Origin of the sequence: Streptomyces sp. NPDC057474, from assembly GCF_042802555.1 — a bacterium.
GTDB lineage: Bacteria > Actinomycetota > Actinomycetes > Streptomycetales > Streptomycetaceae > Streptomyces.
This window is the reverse complement of the sequence record NZ_JBHVDX010000084.1, coordinates 17,084-39,058: the sequence shown is the minus strand read 5'-3', so window position 1 is coordinate 39,058 and position 21,975 is coordinate 17,084. Positions and strand designations below refer to the sequence as shown.

At 71.3% G+C, this 21,975-nt stretch carries 16 protein-coding genes; 4 read left to right on the top strand and 12 right to left on the bottom strand.

Annotated elements, in window-relative coordinates:
• Window positions 1–349 precede the first annotated feature (349 nt).
• Entirely contained in the window at window positions 350–1,042 is a 693-nt protein-coding gene (locus ACFU53_RS23530; RefSeq protein WP_033525889.1) for a metal-dependent transcriptional regulator, read from the bottom strand.
• A gap of 416 nt (window positions 1,043–1,458) precedes the next feature.
• Between ACFU53_RS23530 and ACFU53_RS23525 the strand changes: the two genes are divergently transcribed.
• From ACFU53_RS23525 to ACFU53_RS23515, 3 genes are all read left to right on the top strand, one after another.
• Window positions 1,459–2,214, top strand: a complete 756-nt coding sequence (locus tag ACFU53_RS23525) for an SIS domain-containing protein (RefSeq protein ID WP_383995659.1) — start codon at window positions 1,459–1,461, stop codon at window positions 2,212–2,214.
• A 189-nt stretch (window positions 2,215–2,403) separates the two neighbouring features.
• Window positions 2,404–3,876 carry a PAS domain-containing protein gene (locus ACFU53_RS23520; protein WP_383995656.1) on the top strand — a complete coding sequence of 491 codons (1,473 nt, stop codon included), beginning with the start codon at window positions 2,404–2,406 and terminating at the stop codon, window positions 3,874–3,876.
• A 134-nt stretch (window positions 3,877–4,010) separates the two neighbouring features.
• Window positions 4,011–4,682 carry a 1,4-alpha-glucan branching protein gene (locus ACFU53_RS23515; RefSeq protein ID WP_383995653.1) on the top strand — a complete coding sequence of 224 codons (672 nt, stop codon included), beginning with the start codon at window positions 4,011–4,013 and terminating at the stop codon, window positions 4,680–4,682.
• Between the two features lie 105 nt (window positions 4,683–4,787).
• Here ACFU53_RS23515 and ACFU53_RS23510 read toward each other — a convergent pair whose 3' ends face one another.
• Both ACFU53_RS23510 and ACFU53_RS23505 read right to left on the bottom strand, forming a co-directional pair.
• The gene (locus tag ACFU53_RS23510) at window positions 4,788–6,497 is read right to left on the bottom strand and encodes a DUF4157 domain-containing protein (protein ID WP_383995651.1); all 1,710 of its coding nucleotides are present in this window, start codon (window positions 6,495–6,497) and stop codon (window positions 4,788–4,790) included.
• Between the two features lie 696 nt (window positions 6,498–7,193).
• On the bottom strand, window positions 7,194–8,294 hold the full coding sequence (locus ACFU53_RS23505) for a citrate synthase 2 (protein WP_383995648.1): 1,101 nt from the start codon (window positions 8,292–8,294) through the stop codon (window positions 7,194–7,196).
• Window positions 8,295–8,449: 155 nt separating this feature from the next.
• On the opposite strand from ACFU53_RS23505, the gene pdxH reads away from it, so the two are divergent.
• Window positions 8,450–9,079 (top strand): pyridoxamine 5'-phosphate oxidase, encoded by a 630-nt coding sequence (pdxH, locus tag ACFU53_RS23500; protein WP_383995668.1) that lies wholly within the window; start codon window positions 8,450–8,452, stop codon window positions 9,077–9,079.
• A 33-nt stretch (window positions 9,080–9,112) separates the two neighbouring features.
• On the opposite strand, the gene ACFU53_RS23495 is transcribed toward pdxH, so the two are convergent.
• The 9 genes from ACFU53_RS23495 to ACFU53_RS23455 form a co-directional block, all read right to left on the bottom strand.
• The gene (locus ACFU53_RS23495) at window positions 9,113–9,736 is read right to left on the bottom strand and encodes a TetR/AcrR family transcriptional regulator (RefSeq protein WP_383995645.1); all 624 of its coding nucleotides are present in this window, start codon (window positions 9,734–9,736) and stop codon (window positions 9,113–9,115) included.
• A 5-nt stretch (window positions 9,737–9,741) separates the two neighbouring features.
• Window positions 9,742–10,479: an enoyl-CoA hydratase family protein gene (locus ACFU53_RS23490; RefSeq protein WP_383995644.1), complete on the bottom strand. Its 738-nt coding sequence runs from the start codon at window positions 10,477–10,479 to the stop codon at window positions 9,742–9,744.
• Window positions 10,476–12,044: a 4-coumarate--CoA ligase family protein gene (locus ACFU53_RS23485; RefSeq protein ID WP_383995642.1), complete on the bottom strand. Its 1,569-nt coding sequence runs from the start codon at window positions 12,042–12,044 to the stop codon at window positions 10,476–10,478. The genes ACFU53_RS23490 and ACFU53_RS23485 overlap by 4 nt, the downstream gene beginning before the upstream one ends.
• 56 nt (window positions 12,045–12,100) lie before the next feature.
• Window positions 12,101–13,279 (bottom strand): acyl-CoA dehydrogenase family protein, encoded by a 1,179-nt coding sequence (locus ACFU53_RS23480; protein WP_383995640.1) that lies wholly within the window; start codon window positions 13,277–13,279, stop codon window positions 12,101–12,103.
• Window positions 13,280–13,360: 81 nt separating this feature from the next.
• Complete coding sequence (locus ACFU53_RS23475; RefSeq protein WP_383995637.1) at window positions 13,361–15,274, bottom strand: biotin carboxylase N-terminal domain-containing protein; 1,914 nt, start codon at window positions 15,272–15,274, stop codon at window positions 13,361–13,363.
• A 17-nt stretch (window positions 15,275–15,291) separates the two neighbouring features.
• Entirely contained in the window at window positions 15,292–16,896 is a 1,605-nt protein-coding gene (locus ACFU53_RS23470; protein WP_383995634.1) for an acyl-CoA carboxylase subunit beta, read from the bottom strand.
• Window positions 16,893–18,584, bottom strand: coding sequence for an acyclic terpene utilization AtuA family protein (locus ACFU53_RS23465; protein WP_383995631.1), 1,692 nt, complete (start codon window positions 18,582–18,584; stop codon window positions 16,893–16,895). The genes ACFU53_RS23470 and ACFU53_RS23465 overlap by 4 nt, the downstream gene beginning before the upstream one ends.
• Window positions 18,581–19,378, bottom strand: coding sequence for a TIGR03084 family metal-binding protein (locus tag ACFU53_RS23460; RefSeq protein ID WP_383995628.1), 798 nt, complete (start codon window positions 19,376–19,378; stop codon window positions 18,581–18,583). The genes ACFU53_RS23465 and ACFU53_RS23460 overlap by 4 nt, the downstream gene beginning before the upstream one ends.
• 78 nt (window positions 19,379–19,456) lie before the next feature.
• Window positions 19,457–21,367, bottom strand: coding sequence for an ABC transporter ATP-binding protein (locus ACFU53_RS23455; protein ID WP_383995665.1), 1,911 nt, complete (start codon window positions 21,365–21,367; stop codon window positions 19,457–19,459).
• Between the last annotated feature and the right edge of the window lie 608 nt (window positions 21,368–21,975).

Sequence of the window (21,975 nt, the reverse complement as noted above, 5' to 3'; positions counted from 1 at the left end):
GGACAGGCCCCGGCGCCACACGGCGCCGGGGCCCTCCTCACGTCCACGGCACATCCGCCCCGCCCCCTCCCCTGCCACCGGAGATCACCGTCTCGGGCGGCCAAGAGCCCCTCAGGTCATATGCCTCACGCGCAAGCCTCGCACGCGAACGGCCCGCGCGCTGCGATTCCGCGCACTGAATCTTGGATTCGCCGGGATCCCGAACTTGGACCCCAGTACGCCACAACTTCCCCTCCCACACCGGGAGTTGGCGACGATACGAACATCCCTCGACACGTGCCGAACAGCCGCCGACCGGGGGTGGGCACGGGCCGAAACCGGATGGTCGAAATCGATCGGTGTACGGGTGTCAGCGCTTGGCGACGAACACGTGCGAGGCGACGTCCGCCTCCAGCTCCGCCGCCTCGCCGCCGCTGCCCACGAGGACACCGCCGGCCGCCTCCGTCACGCTCACCACGGAACCGGGCTGCACGCCCGCGCGCCGCAGCGTGTACATCAGCTGGGCGTCCGTCTGGATGGGCTCGCCGATCCGGCGTACGACGACGGTCTTGCCCTCGGTGCCCGGGTCGAGGTCCGCGAGCGACACCATGCCCTCGTCCAGGAAGGGGTCCGCGCCGTCCTTCTCGCCCAGCTCCTCCAGGCCCGGGATCGGGTTGCCGTACGGCGACTCGGTGGGGTGGCGCAGCAGCTCCAGGACGCGGCGCTCGACCGCCTCGCTCATCACGTGCTCCCAGCGACACGCCTCCGCGTGCACCTGCTCCCACTCCAGGCCGATCACGTCGACGAGCAGGCACTCCGCGAGGCGGTGCTTGCGCATCACGCGCGTCGCCAGCCGGCGGCCCTCCTCGGTGAGCTCCAGGTGGCGGTCCGCGGCGACGGACACCAGGCCGTCGCGCTCCATGCGCGCGACCGTCTGGCTCACCGTGGGGCCGCTCTGGTCGAGCCGCTCGGCGATCCGGGCGCGCATGGGGACCACACCTTCCTCCTCGAGCTCGAGGATGGTGCGGAGATACATCTCCGTCGTATCGATCAGTCCGGACATACGTGCCCCTCGATGAGATTCAGCCGGAGGCTTCGACGGCCACACCGGCTTGCTGCGGCTTGCTGCGCTGGCCCTGGACTCAATTCTTACGCATCCGACTGACAACCGGGTGGCGCCGGGGGAACGACGACGGCACGACTCCCGCCCAGTGGCCGATTTGTGACCTAACACCCCTTTTCTGACTCCACTGGACCCCGTGTCGAAACTCGGGAGGTTCCGGTGCATGGGCGGCTGCGGTCATTCGTGGCCTGGTCGCGTTCGCCCCTTGACGGCACGGGTCGCACCCCTTGCTTTTGACGGTCGCGGGCGAGAGAAGCCCGCGGACCGCCTCCCGGCCATATTGACACCCCAGTGGTCCAGACCTCTAACGTGATCCGCGACACTACGGGCCGACGAGAGGGCTGAGGGGTTCACACATGGACGACGGCAGGCCGGCCGGGCGATTCCTCGACGCGGCCATCAGGCTGCTGGAGCGCGTACGGGACGAGGAGAGCGAGACGATCACCACGGCCGGCGAGATGATCGCGGACACGGTCGCCGCCGGGGGCCGGCTGTTCGCGTTCGGGGCCGGACACTCGTCGCTCGCCGCGCAGGACCTCGTCTACCGGGCCGGCGGTCTCGCGCTGATGAACCTGCTGGCCGTCCCCGGCGCGGTGGGTGTGGACGTACTGCCCGCCACGCTCGGCTCGGCGCTGGAACGGGTCGACGGACTGGCGACCGCCGTGCTCGACACCAGCCCGCTGCGGGCAGGCGACCTGCTCGTGGTGATCTCGCTCTCCGGCCGCAACGCCCTGCCCGTCGAGATGGCCGCGCACGCCCGGGAGCTGGGAGCGAAGGTCATCGGCGTCACCTCGGTCGCGTACGCCACGGAGACGGCATCACGCCACTCCTCCGGCACCTTCCTCAAGGACCACTGCGACCTCGTCCTCGACTCGAAGATCGCGGTCGGCGACGCGGAACTCACCCTCGACACCATCCCCGCCCCCTTCGCCCCGGCCTCCACCGTCGTCACCTCCGCGATCCTCCAGTCGGTCATGGCCACCGCCGCCGCCTCCCTCGCGGACCGGGGCATCGAACCGCCTCTGCTCCGCTCCGGGAACGTCGACGGCGGGCTCGACTGGAACGACCGGGTGATGCGGGAGTACGGCGACCGCATCTTCTACCTGCGCTGACTGAGTCCCCGGGTTCGTGGGAACGTTGAGAAGGGTGAGGAGGAAATCCGGCGTACAACGATTTCATCCACATCTTGCGTGAACCAGATGTGGGCTGGGTCACGTTCGAGTTGAATGATGGTGAGTGAGCGAACCGACGCGCCGTACATGCCGTACATGCGGACGCAACGCAGCCTGCAGGGGGTTCAGGTGAGTGCTTCCCGGCGTAGTGGAACCACCGACGAACTCGGGCCCGACGAGCCCGAGCGGACCGGTCCGACGGACGAGGACACCAAGGACATCGAGGGCACGGTGAACACCGAGGACACCGAAGGCACCGAGGGCTCCATGGACGCCGGTGGCTCGGATCTCCTCGCCGCCCTGCTGGACGGAATGGACGCGGCCCTGTGCGCCTTCGACGCCGACGGCGTCGTCACCCACTGGAACCGCGAGGCCGAACGCATCCTGGGCTGGAGCGCGGAGGAGGCCGTGGGGCGCCGCGGATTCGCCGGGTGGGCCGTACGGACGGCCGACGCCGAGGAGGTCGAGACGCGGCTGATGGCCGCCATGCACGCGGCCGGCCGGCAGGTGCACGAGTTCGCCCTGGTCACGAAGGACGGCGGCCGTGTCCTCGTGCGCACCCAGTCCGCCGCCGTACGCGGGCCCGACGGCAAGCCCGCCGGCCTGTACTGCGCCTTCAGCGAGGTCCACGCGCAGATCGACCTCGAACGGTCCATCGCCCTCAGCGAGGCCCTCTTCGAGGACGCGTCCTGGGGCGTCGTCCTCGTCGACGCCGACCTGCGCCCCGCCGTCGTCAACGCCCACGCCGCCCGCGCCCTCGGCATCGGCCGTACGGCCGTCCTCGGGCGCCCGATCGGCGAACTGCTCGCCCAGGGCGTCGAGGAACTGGAGAGCGCCCTCACCCACGTCCTCGCCGAGGGCGCCCCGCCCGCGCCCGCCGAGATCTGGGTCGGCGTCCGCACCCCCGACGGCGAGAAACGCCGCTGCTGGCGCAGCGGATTCCTCCGCCTCTCCTCCCCCCTCGCCGAGGAACCGGTTCCCCTGGGCGTCGGCTGGCTCTTCCAGGACATCACCGAGGCCAAACAGACCGAGCAGGAGGCCGCCCAGCTGCGCTTCCGCGTCAACCAGCTCCACCGGGCCACGCGTGCCGCCGCCGAGTGCGAGGACCCCGGCGAGGCCGCCACCGTCCACCTCGACTTCGCCCTCGCCGGCTTCGCCGACCACGCCCTCATCGACCGCGTCGCCGGCGGCTCCCTCACCGACGGTGAAGGCCCCGCCCGCCTCGTACGCGCCGCCGCCACCCCCTCCGGCCAGCCCGGCCCCAGCCACCTCGCCGGACACGCCGGCATCCCCGTCCGCTACGGCAACGGCCACCCCGCCCTCCAGTGCGTGGAGCGAGCGGGCTCGGTCCGCGCCGGCGCCGGCACGGCCACCCCGGAAGCGGCCCGCGACTGGGCCACCGGCCGCCAGTGGCCCCCGGACAGCGTCCACGCCCTCTGCGCCGTCCTCCGCAGCCGCGGCCGCACCCTCGGCGTCGTCACCTTCCTCCGCAGCGCAGGCCGCACCCCCTTCGAACGCACGGACGCGATCTACGCCGAGGACATCGCCGTACGCATCGCCACGGCACTGGACCTGGAGGCGCTGGAGAGGTCGTCGGAGTAGAACCGGAGCAGGCACGCGGGCAGAGGGCGGGGCGCCACAGGCGGTGTGGGCCGGAGCGGGCGAGCGGGCAGAGCGGCAGACGGACGAGAGAAAGGGCTCGCGTCCGTCCATCGGTCCGGCGGAGAATTTCCACCATGGCGCTCATCCACCACACCACCCTCACGCCCACCAAGGTCGAACTTCTGGCCTCGTGGCTGCCCACCCGCCCCTGGTACGCCGGCGGCACCGCCACACCCGAGCTGACCAAGGCCGGCGGCTTCCGTCTCGACGACCCGAAGGGCGAGGTCGGCATCGAGTTCATGGTCGTCACCGACACCTCCGGCCCCACCCCGGTCCACTACCTGACGCCTCTCACCTATCGGGGCGCACCTCTCCCCGACGCCGAGCACGCCCTCATCGGCACCATGGAACACGGCGTCCTGGGCAAGCGCTGGGCCTACGACGGCTGTCACGACCCGGTCCTGATCGCCCAGCTCCTGGCCTTGTTCGAGGGCCACTCCGAACCCCAGGCCCAGAGCCTCACCGACACCCCGGACCACGAGATCACCCGGTCCTACGGGGGAGACGGCCCCCTGTCCGTGGCCACCCCCACCCCCACCGACACCCCCGAGGCCACCGAGCTGCCCATCCGGCCCGGCACGACCCTCCTCCACCTGAACCGCGTCCTGCGGCCCGGCCCGCTCGATCTACCGGAGGGTGCGAAGGGGCACGTCACCGGCCACTGGAGCCTTGCGGACGGCACCTTGGCCAAGGCCGTGTTCGCCGTACTGCGCACGGGCCCTCACGGCTCGCGGGAGGCCGAGTAAGGGTCGGGCGGGTCGCGCCCGAGAGCGCCTGAGCCGTCCGCCGGGGCCGCCGAAGACGGGCTCGGACCCGTCCCGCCCGTCAGGCTCTCCGGCGGACCGGCCCGCTCACCTCTTCGGCTTCCCCTTCTTCGGTGCCTTGCTGTACTGGCTCACGCCGTCCTCGTACGCCTCCACCTCGTAGGCCGGGTCCGACGTCATCGCCACGTCGTCCACGTTGCGGACCAGCTTGATGTTGCCGAACAGCGCGGAGGGGATGACGAGTTCGTCGGAACCGTAGTACGTCATCACCGGCCCGGACGTGGAAGCGTCGTCGCTCTCGAACTCGAAACCGGCGTCCGAGGCGTCGAAGTGCCTCTCCACATGGACGTCGGCCTTCACATAGACGGCAAGCAGGAACTTCCCCCAGAGTTTCGCATCGTTCTTCGCCGCACTCGTGCCGGGCGGTGTCACTCCGACCGGACCGACCACCGGAGCGACATAGAACCCCGGCCCCTTACCAACGCCGTTCGCCACGCCGACCAAGGCTGGATCCGGCCCATGCGTGACCAGACTTCCGACGCTCTCGACGTTGGTGCCGTGGAATCCGACCAGGCGGTAGCCGGACAGGCTCTCGTCCAGGATTCTCTTGCGTTCCGCGAGAACCTCTTCGGGCATCCGACGACGGAACTCCTGGGGTTCCGCAAGGCCGATATCGCCCCGTTTCCACTCCCCCTCCTCCCAGTCGTCCTCCGACTCGGAGTCCGACGAGGACACGCTGGAGGCGCTGTCCGACTCCTCGTCGCTGTCCCGGCTCGCCGCCGTCTGCCGGAAGAAACCGCCCTCTTCGTCGCTTTCGCTCTCGCTCTCGCTGCTGCTGTCGGCCGGGGCGATGACCTCGCGCAGAACGTTCCAGACCTCGACGTGGCCGACAGGAGCGGTCCGCAGTTCCAGCCGTGCCAGGATCTTCTGCAGGACGGCGGGCTCGGCGTAGTTCCGGGGCGCGGGGCGCACGGGGTGGCCCTGCAGCCAGATCAGCAGGTCCGACGCCGAGCGGATCGTCGTCGGCCCTTCGCCGCCGACGCCCTGAATGACGAGTTCCTTGGTCTCCAGGCGCTGGACTTCCGTCGCCCGCTGGACGGCCGGATCACCGGTCGGCGCGCGGTGATCCGCCGCCCGGGCGACGTCGGGGCCGCCGGACGACAGCCGGCCGCCCGCCCCCGCCGACGGGCCCGGCACACTCATGGCCCTGGTCGCGTTGGCTTCCGCCTCCCTCTCGAACCGGTCGGACGGGTCGGACACGCTCAGTCCCGCTCCGTTGTCGGTTCCGGCGACGGGCCCCTGACGCTGCTGGATGACGTGCGTCAGCTCATGGGCGAGGGTGTGCTCGTCCGCTCCCCCGTCGCCGATGACGATGTGGTTGCCGGAGGTGTAGGCGCGGGCGCCGATCTCAGCGGCGGATGCCTTCGCCGCGGCGTCGGTGTGGATGCGGACATCGGCGAAGTCCGCGCCGAGCCGGCCTTCCATATCGGCACGGGCGGTGTCGTCGAGGGGCCTGCCGCCGGTACTCAGGACGTTGTGGACGGCAGAGCGCTGCACCGCCGGTCCGGCAGGCTGCCCGCCATCCTCCTGGTGGCCGCATCCGGCACCGTGCTGATGCTGTTCCCGCGCCCAGGGGTGCCCGTCCCGGCGGAGCATCTGGACGACAGCCTCGTTCCCGGCGGCGCCCTGCAGCGCCGAGAGGCCTTGGAGCCGCCCCTCGCCCCCTGCCGTCGGCGGGCGTGGCCGTACGCGCCCGCTCTCGGCGTCTGTGGACCTGGAGTCGTCTCGGGCTCGCACGGTGACCTCTCTGCCTGTACAGGAAACCCAACCCCTCCTGGATACGCCCTCGATGACCTCGAAGCCAGGCATCGCGGGGCAGCAAGGGTGGGCCGAAGGGGCAGTACCCGGGTGATCCTCTCGGAAAATCGCTTGAGTGTCCGCAGAGCGCTTCTTAGTGTGTGCGGTACACGAGAGAGGAGGTGGTTCGGCAGATGTATGACAACCGGACGCGTGAGGTGGCTGCGGGCTAGCGGCCCTGCACCACACACAGTGCGGTGCCGGACCAGCGCGTGTTGAGCGCGCAGCCGGCCCAATCTCAGCAGTCACCCGACCCGCAGACTCGCCGGTACGTCCGGCCGGCTTCTCCGCCCTCGTGGCGGAGGGACCCAGAGTCTGCGGGTCGTCTGCGTTTACATGGGTGCGGGGGCGGGTTTTCCCTATGGATCGCATGCGTGTGACGCGGGGCACGTTCGAAAGCCCGTTGGCGGAGTGTCGTCGGAGCATGCTTCCGATACTCGTTCGACGCCCGCGCATGGACTACGTGCGCGTCACGCGCATGGGCTGTCGGCGTTCCGTCCGAACCTCGGAATCCGGCCCCAGCCCTTCTTCTCTTCTCTTCTCTCGCGGACGCATCTCAGAAGCTGCGGGCGCATCCGCTGGTCGCCGAGCGGCAGCACGCGGAGCTGCTCAGCCCCGCGTGCTGCGGCGAGAAGGCTACGGGGCGATGTCCTCGTATCCCGCGATCTCCTGCGGGCTGCGCGTGCTCGGCCCCACATAGCGGGCGGAGGGGCGGACGAGGCGGCCGGTGCGCTTCTGTTCGAGGATGTGCGCCGACCAGCCCGCCGTGCGGGCGCAGGTGAACATCGACGTGAACATGTGGGCGGGGACCTCGGCGAAGTCGAGGACGATCGCGGCCCAGAATTCGACGTTCGTGGCGAGGACGCGGTCGGGGCGGCGGGCGTGGAGTTCCGCCAGGGCCGCCTTCTCCAGGGCCTCGGCGACCTCGAAGCGGGGGGCGCCGAGGTCGCGGGCGGTGCGGCGGAGGACTCGGGCGCGGGGGTCCTCGGCGCGGTAGACGCGGTGGCCGAAGCCCATGAGGCGTTCGCCCTTGTCGAGGGCCTGTTTCACGTAGGCGTCGGCGTCGCCCGTGCGTTCGATCTCCTCGATCATGCCGAGGACGCGGGAGGGGGCGCCGCCGTGGAGGGGGCCGGACATGGCTCCCACGGCGCCGGAGAGGGCGGCGGCCACGTCCGCGCCGGTCGACGCGATGACCCTCGCCGTGAACGTGGACGCATTCATGCCGTGCTCGGCCGCCGAGGTCCAGTACGCGTCGACCGCCGCCACGTGCTTGGGGTCCGGCTCCCCGCGCCAGCGGATCATGAAGCGTTCGACGACGGACTGGGCCTTGTCGATCTCACGCTGCGGAACCATGGGGTGGCCCTGGCCCCGGGCGGACTGGGCGACGTAGGAGAGGGCCATGACGGCGGCGCGGGCCAGGTCGGCGCGGGCCTGCTGCTCGTCGATGTCCAGGAGGGGCTTGAGACCCCAGACCGGGGCGAGCATGGCCAGCGCGGACTGGACGTCGACGCGGATGTCACCCGAGTGGACGGGGATGGGGAACGGCTCGGCGGGCGGCAGGCCGGGGCGGAAGGCACCGTCGACGAGCAGGCCCCAGACGTTGCCGAAGGAGACGTGGCCGACCAGGTCCTCGATGTCGACGCCGCGGTACCGGAGTGCACCGCCTTCCTTGTCCGGTTCGGCGATCTCCGTCTCGAACGCGACGACTCCTTCGAGTCCGGGTACGAAGTCGGACATCAGGCGGCTCCTCTTGATGTGTGCGACAGGGGGTTCCAGCACCATACGCCTGAGTGCCACATTTGGGGAGAGTTCGCGGCACTCAGTGCCACTTCCTCTCCGGCCGGCCGTTCATACGGCAGGATGACCACGTGAACGATCACGATCCCGCTCGCATGCGCAAGCAGTACCGGGCCGACGGGCTCGACGAGAGCGAGCTGGCCGGTGATCCGATGGAGCAGTTCGCGCGGTGGTTCCGGCAGGCCGCGCAGGAGGGCGCGGTGTACGAGCCGAACGCCATGGTCGTGTCGACGGCGGACGCCGACGGGCGCCCGGGTTCTCGTACGGTGCTGATGAAGGCGTACGACGCACAGGGCTTCGTCTTCTACACGAACTACGACTCCCGCAAAGCCCATGACCTGGCGGAGAACCCGTACGTCTCGCTGCTCTTCCCGTGGCATGCGCTCGCCCGGCAGGTGATCGTGACGGGTACGGCGCGGCGGACCGGGCGGGACGAGACGGCGGCGTACTTCCGTACGCGTCCGCATGGTTCGCAGCTGGGCGCGTGGGCCAGCGCGCAGTCCTCGGTGATCTCCTCGCGGGCCGAACTGGACGTCGCGTACGAGGAGTTGCACGCCCGCTATCCGGAGGGTGAGCAGGTGCCGGTGCCGCCGAACTGGGGTGGTTTCCGGGTCGCGCCGCAGAGTGTGGAGTTCTGGCAGGGGCGGTGGAACCGGCTGCACGACCGGCTGCGGTACGTGGCGGAGCCGGACGGGTCGTGGCGGGTGGAGCGGCTCAGTCCGTGACCTCGGCGGAGCGGCTGAGTCCGTAAGGGCTTGTCAGCCGAGTACGTCGTCCAGCAGGGCCGCCCACTGGGCCACCACCCTGTCGCGGCGGCCCGTGTCGTCGGTGAGGAGGTTGGCGAGGCCAAGGCCTCGGGCCATGTCGAGGAGGCCCTGGACGGTTTCGCGGACGCCGGGGACGGTTTCGTCGGCGCGGAGGAGGTCGACGGCGATGCGGTGGGTCTCGCGGCCGACGCGGGCTTCGAGCTCGGTCACGCGGGGGCGGAGCTGGTCCTCGTTGGAGGCGGCGACCCAGAGGTGGAGGGCGGCGCGGAAGAGGGGGCCGGTGTAGAGGTCGACGACGGCGGTGACGACGGCCCGGCGGTCGGCGGCGCCCTCGGGGAAGAGGGCGCGCAGGGCGAGGGAGCGCTCCTCGGCGACGTACTCGACGGCCGCGGTGAACAGGTCCTCGCGGGTACGGAAGTGGTGTTGGGCGGCGCCGCGGGAGACGCCGGCGCGTTCGGCGACGACGGAGACGGTGGAGCCGGCCCAGCCGTGTTCGGCGAGGCAGGACACGGCGGCTTCCAGGAGCCGCTTGCGGGTGACCCGGCTGCGGTCCTGTTTGGGCCCTCGGTCGGCCACCGTGCCGGTGCCGGTGCCGGTGTCAACGGATGTGCCCATCGTGCTCACAGCACCCATCCCGGTTCCCGTCTTTCGAGGAAGGCCGTCATGCCCTCGCGGGCGTCGGCGGAGGCGAACAGCCGCGACGAGCGGCGGGTCAGTTCGCCCGCGTCCTGGTCGAAGTTCTCCAGCACCTTAGCCGTGAGCAGGTGTTTCGTCTCCGCCAGGGCCCTCGGGGAGGCTCGGCGCAGTCCGTCGAGGACGGGTTCGAGTACGTCGTCGACATCGGCGCCCGCGTCGGTGAGCAGGCCGATACGGGCGGCTTCGGCGGGGCCGAACCTCTCGCCGGTGAGGTAGTAGCGGGCGAGGGCGCGGGGGTCGGTGCGGGGGCGGAGGGTGAGGGAGATGACGGCGGGGGCGACGCCGATGCGGACCTCGGTGAGGGCGAAGGTGGCCTCGGGGCCGGCGGCGGCGATGTCGCAGGCGCCGAGCAGGCCGAGGCCGCCCGCCCGGACGTGTCCGGTGACGCGGGCGACGACGGGTCTGGGCAGTTCGAGGAGGAGGCGGAGGAGATCGACCAGGGCCTGCGGGTCGGGTGGGTCGCGCAGGTCGGCGCCGGCGCAGAAGGTGTTGCCGGTGTGGGTGAGGACGACGGCTCGTACGGTGTCGTCCTTGCCGCACCGGTCGAGGGCGCCGCGGAGTTCTGCGACGAGGGCGGCGGAGAGGGCGTTGCGGTTGGCCGGGGAGTCGAGGGTGAGGGTGGCGATCCCCCGGTGGTGGGCGTATCGGATCAGGTCGGTCACAGGCGCTCCCTGAGTTCGCGGCGGAGTATCTTCCCGGAGGCCGCGCGGGGCACGTCGGCGATGAAGGTGACGTGGCGGACGCGTTTGTAGGGGGCGACGCGTTCGGCGACGTACATCATGACCTCGCCCTCGGAGAGTTCGCGCGCGGTGGGGTGGCGGACGACGAAGGCGTGCGGGACCTCGTTGCCGTCGTCGTTGTAGTGGCCGATGACGGCGGCGTCGGCGATGCCGGGGTGGGTGACGAGGAGTGCTTCGAGTTCGGCGGGGGCGACCTGGAAGCCCTTGTACTTGATGAGTTCCTTGACGCGGTCGACGACGTACAGCCAGCCGTCGGCGTCGGTGTGCCCGATGTCCCCGGTGGAGAGCCAGCCGTCGGCGTCGATCATGTCGGCGGTGGCCTGGGGGCGGCCCAGGTAGCCCTTCATGACCTGGGGGCCCCGGATGACGATCTCGCCCTGTTCGCCGACGCCGATGTCCTTGCCGGGGTCGTCGAGGGAGACGATCCGCATCTCGGTGCCGGCGATGAGTTTGCCGACGGTGCCGGGGGGCGCTGCGGCGGCCTGGGCCAGGGGCACGATGTGGGAGCAGGGGGAGAGTTCGGTCATGCCGTAGCCCTGGACGACGGGCGGCAGGCCGAGGCGGGCGGAGCAGGCGGCGGCGAGCTGTGCGTCGAGGGGTGCGGCGGCGGAGAGGATGTGCCGGACCGTGGAGAGGTCGTAGCGCTCGGCGGCCGGGTGCTTGGCGAGGGCGAGGACGATCGGCGGGGCCACGTAGAGGTGCGTGATGCCGTACGTGGCGATGGCCGCGAGGTACACCTCCAGGTCGAAGCGGGGCAGGACGACGACCGTGGCGCCGAGCCGCAGCGGGGCGTTCATCAGGGCGGTGAGGCCGTAGATGTGGAAGAACGGGAGCACGGCGAGGACGCGGTCGCCGGGGCCGGCCGGCATGACCTCTTCGAGCTGGGCGAGGTTGGTGGCGATGGACCGGTGGGTGAGCATGACGCCCTTGGGGACGCCGGTCGTGCCGGAGGAGTACGGGAGGGCCGCGAGGTCCGTCACCGGGTCGATGCCGACGGTCGGTTCGGGCGCGGTGGAGGCGAGCATGTCGATCAGCGAGCGGTGGCCGGGGGCGCTGTCGCAGACGAAGATCTCCCGTATGCCGCCGACGCGTTCGGCGGCGGCGCGGGCGGTTTCGAGGAGGGGTGAGACCGTGACGATCCAGCTCGCCCCCGAGTCCTGCAGCTGTTTGGCCAGCTCGCCCGGGGTGGCCAGCGGGTGCACGGTGGTGACCGTGGCACCCGCGCGCGTGGCCGCGTAGAACGCCGTCGGGTAGGCGATCGTGTTGGGGCTGTGCAGGGCGAGAACGTCACCCTTGCGGACGCCCGCCTCGGCGAACGCGGCGGCCAGCCGCCGGTGGAAGCGGTCCACCTGTTCGTACGTGAGGGTCGTGCCGTCGACGCCGTCGATCAGCGCGGGCAGGTCGCCGAACTCGGCGGCGCGGGCCAGTACGGCGTCGTGGATGGGGAGTTCGACGGGTGGGACGTCTGCGTACTCGCTGCGGAACATGGTTCCTCCTCGCGCGCTTCGGCACGTACGGCCGCGTTCCGGCGTCGGGTGGCGGCTCAGTACGACTTCGGCAGGCCCAGGGTCTGGTGGGAGACGTAGTTGAGAATCATCTCCCGGCTCACCGGCGCGATACGAGACACGCGCGCGGCCGTTATCAGCGAGGCGAGGCCGAACTCGGTCGTGAGGCCGTTGCCGCCGAGGGTGTGCACGGCCTGGTCGACGGCCTTCACGCAGGCCTCCCCCGCCGCGTACTTGGCCATGTTGGCGGCCTCGCCGGCCGCCGCGTCGTCGCCGGCGTCGTAGAGGTGGGCCGCCTTCTGCATCATCAGGCGGGCCAGTTCGAGTTCGATGTGGGACTGGGCGAGGGGGTGGGCGATCGCCTGGTGAGCGCCGATGGGCTGACCCCATACGGTGCGGTCGCGGGCGTAGTCGACAGCCTTGGCGAGGGCGTACCTGGCCATGCCGATCGCGAAGGCGGCCGTCATGATCCGCTCGGGGTTGAGGCCGGCGAAGAGCTGGAGCAGGCCGGCGTTCTCGTCGCCGACGAGCGCGTCGGCGGGGAGCCGGAGGTCGTCGAAGGTCAGCTCGAACTGCTTCTCGGCGGCGCGGAGTTCCATGTCGATCTGGCGGTACTCGAAGCCGGGGGTGTCCGTGGGGACGATGAAGAGGCAGGGTTTGAGGGTGCCGGTTCGGCCGTCTTCGTCGGACACGGTCTCGGTGCGGCCGACTATCAGGACGGCGTCCGCCCTGTCGACGCCGGAGATGAAGACCTTGCGGCCCGTGAGCAGCCAGTCTCCTGTCTCGTCCCTGCGGGCCGTGGTGGTGATGCGGTGACTGTTGGAGCCGGCGTCGGGTTCGGTGATGCCGAAGGCCATCAGGCGGGAACCGTCGGCTATTCCGGGGAGCCAGGCCTGCTTCTGGGCCTCCGTGCCGAAGCGCGAGATCACCGTGCCGCAGATCGCCGGGGAGACGACCAGCATGAGGAGGGGGCAGCCTGCGGCGCCCAGTTCTTCGAGGACGATGGAGAGTTCGGTGATTCCGCCGCCTCCGCCTCCGTATGCCTCGGGGAGGTTGACACCCAGGTAGCCGAGTTCGGCTGCCTCGGACCAGAGTTCGTCGGGGTGGCGGCCCTCTTTGTTGACCGTGGCTATGTATTCGCGGCCGTAGCGCTTTCCGAGGGAGGAAACAGCGGCTCGTAGGGCCTTGTGCTCTTCGGATTCCAGGACTGGGGGCATGAGGGGCTCCTGAGGGGGAGGGTGCGTCGGCCGTTCGGAGGTGCGGGTCTGTGGGGGCTTGTCGCGCAGTTCCCCGCGCCCCTAGCGGGCTTGGTCTTGCACCACGGCCAGGAGGGCGCCCATCTCCACCTGCTGTCCGACGGCCGCGTGCAGGGCCGTCAGCGTGCCTGTCACCGGCGCTGTGATCTTGTGTTCCATCTTCATCGCCTCCAGCCAGAGGAGAGGGGTTCCGGCCTCCACGGTGGTGCCCGGCTTCAGGTTCTCGGCCACGCGGACGACCGTGCCCGGCATGGGGGCGAGGAGGGAGCCGGGGGCCTGTTGGGTCGTGGGGTCGGGGAAGCGGGGGAGGGCGGTGAGGTGGGTGGTGTTCACGTGGCGGTGGGTGCCGTACCGCGTCACCTCGAACTTCCTTCGTACGCCGTCCACTTCGAGTACGACCAGGTGTGCGTCGGCGTGGACGACCGTGACCCCGTCTGCCTCCAGGCCGGTGCGGGTGTGGCGGTACGTCGCCTCGTGTTCCTCGCCTGCCGTCGCGTAGCGCCTGGCCTGGGGTTGTGAGGGGACGTTGCGCCAGCCGCCGAAGCGGGGGTTGCCTTCGGTGGCAGCGTCGGCGAGGGCGGCGGCCAAGGGGGCGTGGGGGTCCAGGGTGGGGCTGGTCAGATCGGACAGGTGGCGGTCGTAGAAACCCGTGTCCATGCGGGCCGTCGTGAACTCCTCGTGGCGCAGGGAGCGGGCGAGGAGGTCGCGGTTGGTGGTCGGGCCGTGGATGGTGGCCCGGTCCAGGGCGGCGGCCAGGCGGCGGATCGCCTCCGCGCGGGTGGGGGCATGGGCGATGACCTTGGCGAGCATGGGGTCGTAGTGGACGCCGATGTCGTCGCCGTCGGTGTAGCCGGTGTCCAGGCGGACACCTTGGGAAACGTCTTGGAAGACGCCTTGGGAGACGCCTTGGGAGACGCCTTGGGAGACGCCTTCGGGGAGGGTGAGGCGGTGCAGCGTGCCGGTCTGGGGGGTCCAGTGGCGCGCCGGGTCCTCGGCGTACAGGCGGGCCTCGACGGCGTGGCCACGCGCGCGTGGGGGGTCGGCCGGCAGTGCGTGGCCCTCGGCCACGCGGATCTGCTCGGCCACCAGGTCGAGGCCGAAGACGGCTTCCGTCACCGGGTGTTCGACCTGGAGGCGGGTGTTCATCTCCAGGAAGTGGGCCTTGCCGTCGGCGACGAGGAACTCGACCGTGCCCGCGCCGACGTAGGAGACCGCTCGGGCGGCGCGTACGGCCAGGGTGTGGAGTTCCTCCGTGAGTGCCGCGGAGAGGGCGGGGGCCGGGGCCTCCTCGATGACCTTCTGGTGGCGGCGCTGGAGGGAGCAGTCGCGGGTGCCGAGGGGCCAGATCGTGCCGTGGGTGTCGGCGAGGATCTGGACCTCGACGTGGCGGCCGTTCTCGACGTACGGCTCGACGAAGACCTCGCCGTCGCCGAAGGCACTCGTGGCCTCGGCGCGGGCGCTCTCCAGGGCGGAGTCCAGGTCCCCCAGGCTGCGGACCACGCGCATGCCGCGTCCGCCGCCGCCCGCTGCGGCCTTCACCAGCACCGGCAGATCGTTCTCGGTGACCTCGCGCAGGGGGGTGAGCCCCATCAGCTCCTTGGCCCGGATCTTGGAGGCCATCGCCTCGATCGCGTCCGGAGCCGGGCCGATCCAGACGAGGCCCGCGTCGAGGACCTGGCGGGCGAAGTCCGGGTTCTCGGAGAGGAAGCCGTAGCCGGGGTGGACCGCGTCGGCGCCGGCGGCGAGGGCGGCCTTCACGATCAGGTCGCCCCGCAGGTAGGTGTCGGCGGGGGTCGCGCCCGGCAGCCGTACCGTCGCGTCGGCCACGCGCGCGTGGAGGGCGTTCTCGTCGGCGTCGGAGTGCACGGCGACCGTTTGGATTCCCAGCTCACGGCAGGTGCGGAAGATCCGGCAGGCGATCTCGCCCCGGTTGGCGACGAGGAGTGTCGTAATCACGTGGTCCCTCACGTTCCTTACATCCGGAAGACGCCGAAGCCACCGCGTGCGCCCTCGTAGGGCGCCGTGTGGATCGCGGACAGGCACAGGCCGAGGACGGTGCGGGTGTCGCGGGGGTCGATGACGCCGTCGTCGTACAGCCGCCCGGACAGGAACATGGGGAGCGACTCGGACTCGATCTGCTGCTCCACCATCGCGCGCAGTGCGGCGTCCGCGTCCTCGTCGTACGGCTGCCCCTTCGCCGCCGCCGACTGCCGGGCCACGATGGAGAGCACGCCCGCCAGCTGCTGCGGACCCATCACCGCCGACTTGGCGCTGGGCCAGGCGAAGAGGAAGCGGGGGTCGTAGGCGCGCCCGCACATGCCGTAGTGACCGGCGCCGTACGAGGCGCCCATGAGGACGGACAGGTGGGGCACCCGGCTGTTGCTCACCGCGTTGATCATCATCGCGCCGTGCTTGATGATGCCGCCCTGCTCGTACTCCTTGCCGACCATGTAACCGGTGGTGTTGTGGAGGAAGAGGAGGGGGATGTCGCGCTGGTTGGCGAGCTGGATGAACTGGGCCGCCTTCTGCGACTCCTCGCTGAAGAGGACCCCTTGGGCGTTGGCGAGGATGCCGAGCGGGTAGCCGTGGAGGGTGGCCCAGCCGGTGACCAGGCTGGTGCCGTAGAGGGGCTTGAACTCGTCGAAGTCGGAGGCGTCGACGATCCGGGCGATCACCTCGCGGGGGTCGAAGGGCACCTTCAGATCGCCCGGGACGATGCCGAGCAGCTCGTCGGGGTCGTACTTGGGGGGCTGGACCAGGTAAGGGGCCGGATCGGCATACGCCTTGCGGTGGTTGAGGCGGGCGACGACCCGGCGGGCCTGGCGGAGGGCGTCGGGCTCGTCGACGGCGAAGTGGTCGGCGAGGCCCGACACGCGCGCGTGCATCTCGGCGCCGCCCAACGACTCGTCGTCGCTCTCCTCGCCGGTGGCCATCTTCACGAGCGGCGGCCCGCCGAGGAACACCTTCGCCCGCTCCTTGACCATGATCACGTGGTCGGACATACCGGGGATGTAGGCCCCGCCGGCGGTGGAGTTGCCGAAGACGACGGCGATGGTCGGGATTCCGGCGGCGGAGAGCCGGGTGAGGTCGCGGAAGACCGCGCCCCCGGGGATGAAGATCTCCTTCTGGGAGGGGAGATCGGCCCCGCCGGACTCCACCAGGCTGATGCAGGGCAGGCGGTTGGCGAGCGCGATGTCGTTCGCCCGAAGGGCCTTCTTCAGGCTCCACGGGTTGCTCGCGCCGCCGCGTACGGTCGGGTCGTTCGCGGTGATCAGACACTCGACGCCCTCGACGATCCCGATGCCGGTGACGAGGGAGGCGCCGACCGGGTATTCGCTGCCCCAGGCGGCGAGCGGGGACAGCTCCAGGAAGGGCGTGTCCGGGTCGAGGAGCAGTTCGATGCGCTCGCGGGCGAGCAGTTTGCCGCGCCCCCGGTGCCTGGCGATGTACTTCTCGCCGCCTCCCACGAGGGCCTTCGCGTGCTCGGCGTCGAGTTCGGCGAGCCTGGCGAGCATGGCCTCGCGGTTCGCCGTGTGGTCGGGGGCGCCCGGGTCGAGGGCGGAGCTGAGGACGGTCATAGGAGCGTCTCCGGTATGTCCAGGTGGCGGGAGCGCAGCCATTCGCCGAGGGCCTTGGCCTGGGGGTCGAAACGGGCTTGCGAGGCGACGCCCTCGCCGAGGATGCCGACGATCTCGAAGTTGAGGGCGCGGAGGTTGGGGAGGACGTGCCGGGTGACGGTCAAGCGGGCTGTCTCCGGGAGGAGTTCGCGGAGGCGGTCGGTGGTGAGGGTGTGTGCCAGCCACCGCCAGGCGTCGTCCGTACGAGCCCAGAGGCCGATGTTGGCGTTGCCGCCCTTGTCGCCGCTCCGGGCGCCGGCGACGAGGCCGAGGGGCGCGCGGCGCACCGGTCCGGGGGGCAGCGGCTCCGGGAGGGGTGGCTCGTCGACCGGCCGTAGTACGAGGGTGGCGTCGGCCGGGGGCACGGGGAGCCGGCGGCCGTCGTGGAGGACCGCCGTGTGCTCGACGGTGCCCTGGTCGACGTATGCCGCCTCGAACACCCCGTAGGGCGCGCCCTTTCCGGGTGGGGCCAGGACGTGGAAGCCGGGGTAGCTCGCGAGGGCCAGCTCCACGGCGGCTCCGCTGAGGGCGCGGCCGACGGCGTTCTGGTCGGCGTCGCGGACGACGAGGCGGAGGAGGGCGCTGGCGGTCTCCTCGGTGCGGGCGTCGGGGCGGTCGGTGCGGGCCAGTTCCCAATCGACGTGCTCCGGGCGGGACTTGGCGGCGGCGAGCGCGGTCTCCAGCTGGTCGCGGACCAGGGCGGCCTTGCGTTCGATCTCCAGGCCGGTCAGGACGAAGGTGACCTCGTTGCGGAAGCCGCCGAGCCTGTTGAGGCCGACCTTGAGGGTCGGGGGCGGGGCCTCGCCGCGGACGCCCTCGACGCGGACGCGGTCGGGGCCGTCCTGGGTGAGCCTGATCGTGTCGAGGCGGGCGGTGACGTCGGGGCCCGCGTACCGGGCGCCGCCCGTCTCATAGAGGAGCTGGGCGGTGACCGTGCCGACGTCAACGAGGCCGCCGGTGCCGGGGTGTTTGGTGATGACGGCCGTTCCGTCGGCGTGGAGTTCGGCGAGGGGGAAGCCGGGGTGGCGCAGGTCCGCATGGGCGGACTCGTGGAAGAAGGCGTAGTTGCCGCCGGTGGCCTGGGCGCCGCACTCCAGTACGTGCCCGGCGACGACGGCGCCCGCGAGGCGGTCGTACTCCCCCGGGCCCCAGCCGAAGTGGGCGGCGGCGGGCCCGGTGACCAGCGCCGCGTCCGTCACCCGGCCGGTGACCACGATGTCGGCGCCGTCCCGCAGACAGGCCGCGATACCGAAGCCGCCGAGATAGGCGTGGGCGGCGAGGCTGCCGGGATGGCGGGCGGTGAGGTCGTCGCCCTCCACGTGGGCGACGCGGACGGGGATGCCGAGCCGGTCCGCCAACTCCCGTACCGCGTGGGCGAGTCCGGCGGGATTGAGGCCGCCGGCGTTGGCGACGATCCGTACACCCTTCTCCTGCGCCAGGCCCAGGCACTCCTCCAGTTGGCGGAGGAAGGTGCGGGCGTACCCGGCGGTGGGGTCCTTCAGGCGATCGCGGCCGAGGATGAGCATGGTCAGCTCGGCGAGGTAGTCGCCGGTGAGGACGTCGAGTTCGCCGCCGGTGAGCATCTCGCGCATCGCGTCGAAGCGGTCGCCGTAGAAGCCGGAGGCGTTGCCCATGCGGAGCACACTCACCGGGTGGCTCCCTTCGCGGCGCGACCGGCGCCGGGCGGTCCCGCGAAGGCCTGGGCGATGTCCAGCCAGCGGTCGGCGTCGGAACCCTCGGTGTGGAGGGTGAGGTCGGCGCGGTGGGCGCGCTGGGTGACCAGGAGACAGAAGTCGAGGGCGGGGCCGCTGACACGGTCGGTCGCGTCCTCGGGGCCGTACGTCCACAACTCACCGGTGGGGATGGTGAGTTCGACGCGGAACTCCTCGAAGGGCGGAGTAAGTCCGTGCACACCGAAGGCGAAGTCGCGGGTGCGGATGCCGAGTCGAATGATGTGGCGGAGGCGGTCCCCGGGGGCGATCCGGGGGGCGCCCAGTCCGTCGGCGACGTCCAGGCCGTGGGCCCAGGTCTCCATGAGGCGGGCGGTCGCCATGGAGGCGGTGGACATGGGCGGGCCGTACCAGGGGAACCGCGCGCCCTCGGGTGCCGCGCGCAGGGCGTCCTCCAGGGCCTCGCGCCCGGCCCGCCAGTCCGCGAGCAGCTGCGCGGGCGGCTTCCCTGCCCCTTCCTCCGCGCCACTGTCCACGAAGTCCCCGGGCGAGGTCAGCGCGCTCTCGACCTCACGGGCGAAGGCGTCCTGGTCGGTGACCGCCAGCACGGAGGAGTGGTCGGTCCAGGCGAGGTGGGCGATCTGGTGGGCGACGGTCCAGCCGGGCGCGGGCGTCCCGAGCGCCCACTGCTCCGGGCTCAACTCGGCCACGAGCAGGTCGAGTTCCTCGCTCTCGGCGCGGAGATCGTCGATCACGGGCGTTGGGTCGGCCATGGGGTGAGCATGGCAGCGGGGGCAGAAACAATCAAGCGTGCTTGGATTTTTGGTCGCGGATTCGCCGGCTGACCGATTTCAGGAGGCGAAGCCGTCGTACGTGTACGGGGCGTACGGGGTGTACGGGGTGTACGGGGTGTACGGGGCGTATGGCTCGTATGGCTCGTATGGCTCGTACGGGGGAACCGGCCCGGCGGCGGCGCCCGCGCCCGCGCCCACGCCGAACTGTTCCCGTTTCCGGGAACCGTGCAGGTGGGCGTAGGTGCCGCCCAGGGCGAGGAGTTCGTGGTGGCGGCCGGATTCGACGATGCGGCCCTGGTCCAGGACGAGGATCCGGTCGGCGTCGGGAGCGAGGTCGAGGTCGTGGGTGATCATGAGGGTGGTGCGGCCGGCCATGAGGCGGCGGAGGGGTTCGACGATGCGGCGGGCGGCGATGGCGTCGAGGCCGGTGGTGGGTTCGTCGAGGACGAGCACGGGGGCGTCGCGCAGGACGGCGCGGGCGATGGCGAGGCGTTGGAGCTGGCCGCCGGATAGGCGGGCGGTGTTGGGGTCGACGTGGGTGTCGTAGCCGTCGGGGAGGGCGGTGATGAAGTCGTGCGCGTCGGCGGTGCGGGCGGCGTCCTCGATGGCCTGGTCGCTGGCACCGGGGCGGCCGCAGGCGATGTTGGCGCGGATGGTGTCGTGCAGGACCAGGGTCTCCTGCGGGAGGAGGGCTACGTACTCGCGGAGCCGGTCCAGAGGGAAGTCGCGCAGCGGGGTGCCGTCGAGGAGAACCGTGCCGGAGTCGGGGTCGTAGAAGCGGAGGAGGAGCTTGGAGAGGGTGGACTTGCCGGCGCCGCTGGGGCCCGTGATGATCACCAGCTCGCCGGGGTGGACGGTGAAGGAGAGCGCGTCCAGGGCCGGGGCGAGGAGACCGACGGGCTCGGCGTCGGTGGCGGGTGCGCGGCCGGGCGGCTTGGTGTCGGTGCCCGGGTAGCGGAAGGTGACGTCCCGGAGTTCCACCGTGCCGTCGGGGCGGCCGAGGTCGCTCCGCGTGGCGACGGGACCGGTCGGGTCGGTGACGGCGGGGCGGGAGTCCAGGATTTCGATGAGCCGTTCGGCGCCGGCGGTGGCGGCGGTGACGAGGAGGCCCAGTTGGGCGAGGCTGCGGATGGGCGGGTAGAGGTAGCTGAGGAGGGCGGCGAAGGCGAGGAGCTGGCCGAGGGTCATCTTGCCCGCGGAGATCTCCCAGACACCGATGCCGATGACCGCCAGCACACAGATCGTCTCGATGACCTGGACGAGCTGCCCGTACGCCTGGTCGAGGCGGGCCGAGCGGACGGCCGCCCGGAACCACGCCGACGCCTCCTGCCGTAGTCGGCGCCGCTCGGCGTCCTCACGGCCGTACGCCTGGGTGAGGACGAGGTTGCCGAGCGACTCCTCGACGACCGAGGTGACCGCGCCGTCGGCGACCCGGCCCTCCCGCGCGACCGACTTGACGCCGGCGGAGAACCGTCGGGCGGCCACCCAGAACAGCGGGGCGAGTACGAAGGTGGCGGCCGCCAGGTCCCAGCGGAGCCAGAACGCGGCCGCCGCGTAGAAGACAGCGCTGAACAGTGCGGTCGCGGTGCCGAGCAGGCCGGAGACGGCCATCTGTTCGATGGCCTCGACATCGCCGGTGAGGCGGGAGAGGAGGTCGCCCTGGCGGTGGCGCTGGAAGAAGTGCGGGGGCAGTTTCTGCACGTGGTCGAAGACGTGTTCGCGCAACCGCATCACGAACCGCTCCGACACCCAGACGGAGAGGGAGCCGCCCGCGTACCCGATCGCCGCGCCGACGACCGCGATGCCCAGCCACTGGGCCGCCGGCACCCAGAACGCGTCCAGCGCCCCCTTCTGCAGCGCGTTGTCCGTGAGCTCGCTGAACAGCAGGATCGCGGAGGTCTCCGCGAGCGCGCCCAGCACGGTGCACAGCCAGATGGCCACGAGCCAGCGGCGCAGGCCCTTGGTCATGGGCCAGAAGCGGCGGAAGGCGGCTCGGGCGGGGATGGTGGGAGTGGTGTAGGAGGTTGCGGTGGAGGGGGAGGGGGAGGGGGAGGGGGAGGGGGTGGAGGGGGAGGCGTCGTCGTAGTCGGCGGGGTCGTAGTCGGCGGGGTCGAAGTCTTCGGCGTCGCCAGGGCCGCCTGGCTCGCGGTACTCGGCCGGCTCGTCGTACCTCTCGTATTTATCGTATGCGGCGGCGACAGGGCGCCCTTTATGGTTTCCTTCTGCTCTTTCCTCGCCGTAACCACGGACGACCGGAAAGCCGTAGGGAGACAATTCCAGACCCGGCGGAACACTCCGAGGGAAATCCACTGTCGAACGACGACCCTTGGGCGCTCGCATATTTCTCCCTGTCGAGCAAGAACAATGTATGGGTGAGCGCGCCACGACATCCGGGACTTTGCCTGATTGCCAGGCGGTTCCGAGTGGATCCACAGCCCGCGCACAACGCCGCGGAGGGGGCGGAAACGGTGGGAGGGCCGACGGAAAACCGACGACCCTCCCACCCCACCTGGGGCTTTACCCCTAGAAGCCGGGCTGCTGGGGAGCGGGCCCACCGGGGCGCGGGCGGCGACGCT

Coding starts and splice junctions, on each gene's coding strand:
- ACFU53_RS23530 (WP_033525889.1), bottom strand. CDS start 1,042: ATGTCCGGACTGATCGATACGACGGAGATGTATCTCCGCACCATCCTC.
- ACFU53_RS23525 (WP_383995659.1), top strand. CDS start 1,459: ATGGACGACGGCAGGCCGGCCGGGCGATTCCTCGACGCGGCCATCAGG.
- ACFU53_RS23515 (WP_383995653.1), top strand. CDS start 4,011: ATGGCGCTCATCCACCACACCACCCTCACGCCCACCAAGGTCGAACTT.
- ACFU53_RS23505 (WP_383995648.1), bottom strand. CDS start 8,294: ATGTCCGACTTCGTACCCGGACTCGAAGGAGTCGTCGCGTTCGAGACG.
- pdxH (WP_383995668.1), top strand. CDS start 8,450: ATGCGCAAGCAGTACCGGGCCGACGGGCTCGACGAGAGCGAGCTGGCC.
- ACFU53_RS23495 (WP_383995645.1), bottom strand. CDS start 9,736: ATGGGCACATCCGTTGACACCGGCACCGGCACCGGCACGGTGGCCGAC.
- ACFU53_RS23485 (WP_383995642.1), bottom strand. CDS start 12,044: ATGTTCCGCAGCGAGTACGCAGACGTCCCACCCGTCGAACTCCCCATC.
- ACFU53_RS23480 (WP_383995640.1), bottom strand. CDS start 13,279: ATGCCCCCAGTCCTGGAATCCGAAGAGCACAAGGCCCTACGAGCCGCT.
- ACFU53_RS23470 (WP_383995634.1), bottom strand. CDS start 16,896: ATGACCGTCCTCAGCTCCGCCCTCGACCCGGGCGCCCCCGACCACACG.
- ACFU53_RS23460 (WP_383995628.1), bottom strand. CDS start 19,378: ATGGCCGACCCAACGCCCGTGATCGACGATCTCCGCGCCGAGAGCGAG.
- ACFU53_RS23455 (WP_383995665.1), bottom strand. CDS start 21,367: ATGACCAAGGGCCTGCGCCGCTGGCTCGTGGCCATCTGGCTGTGCACC.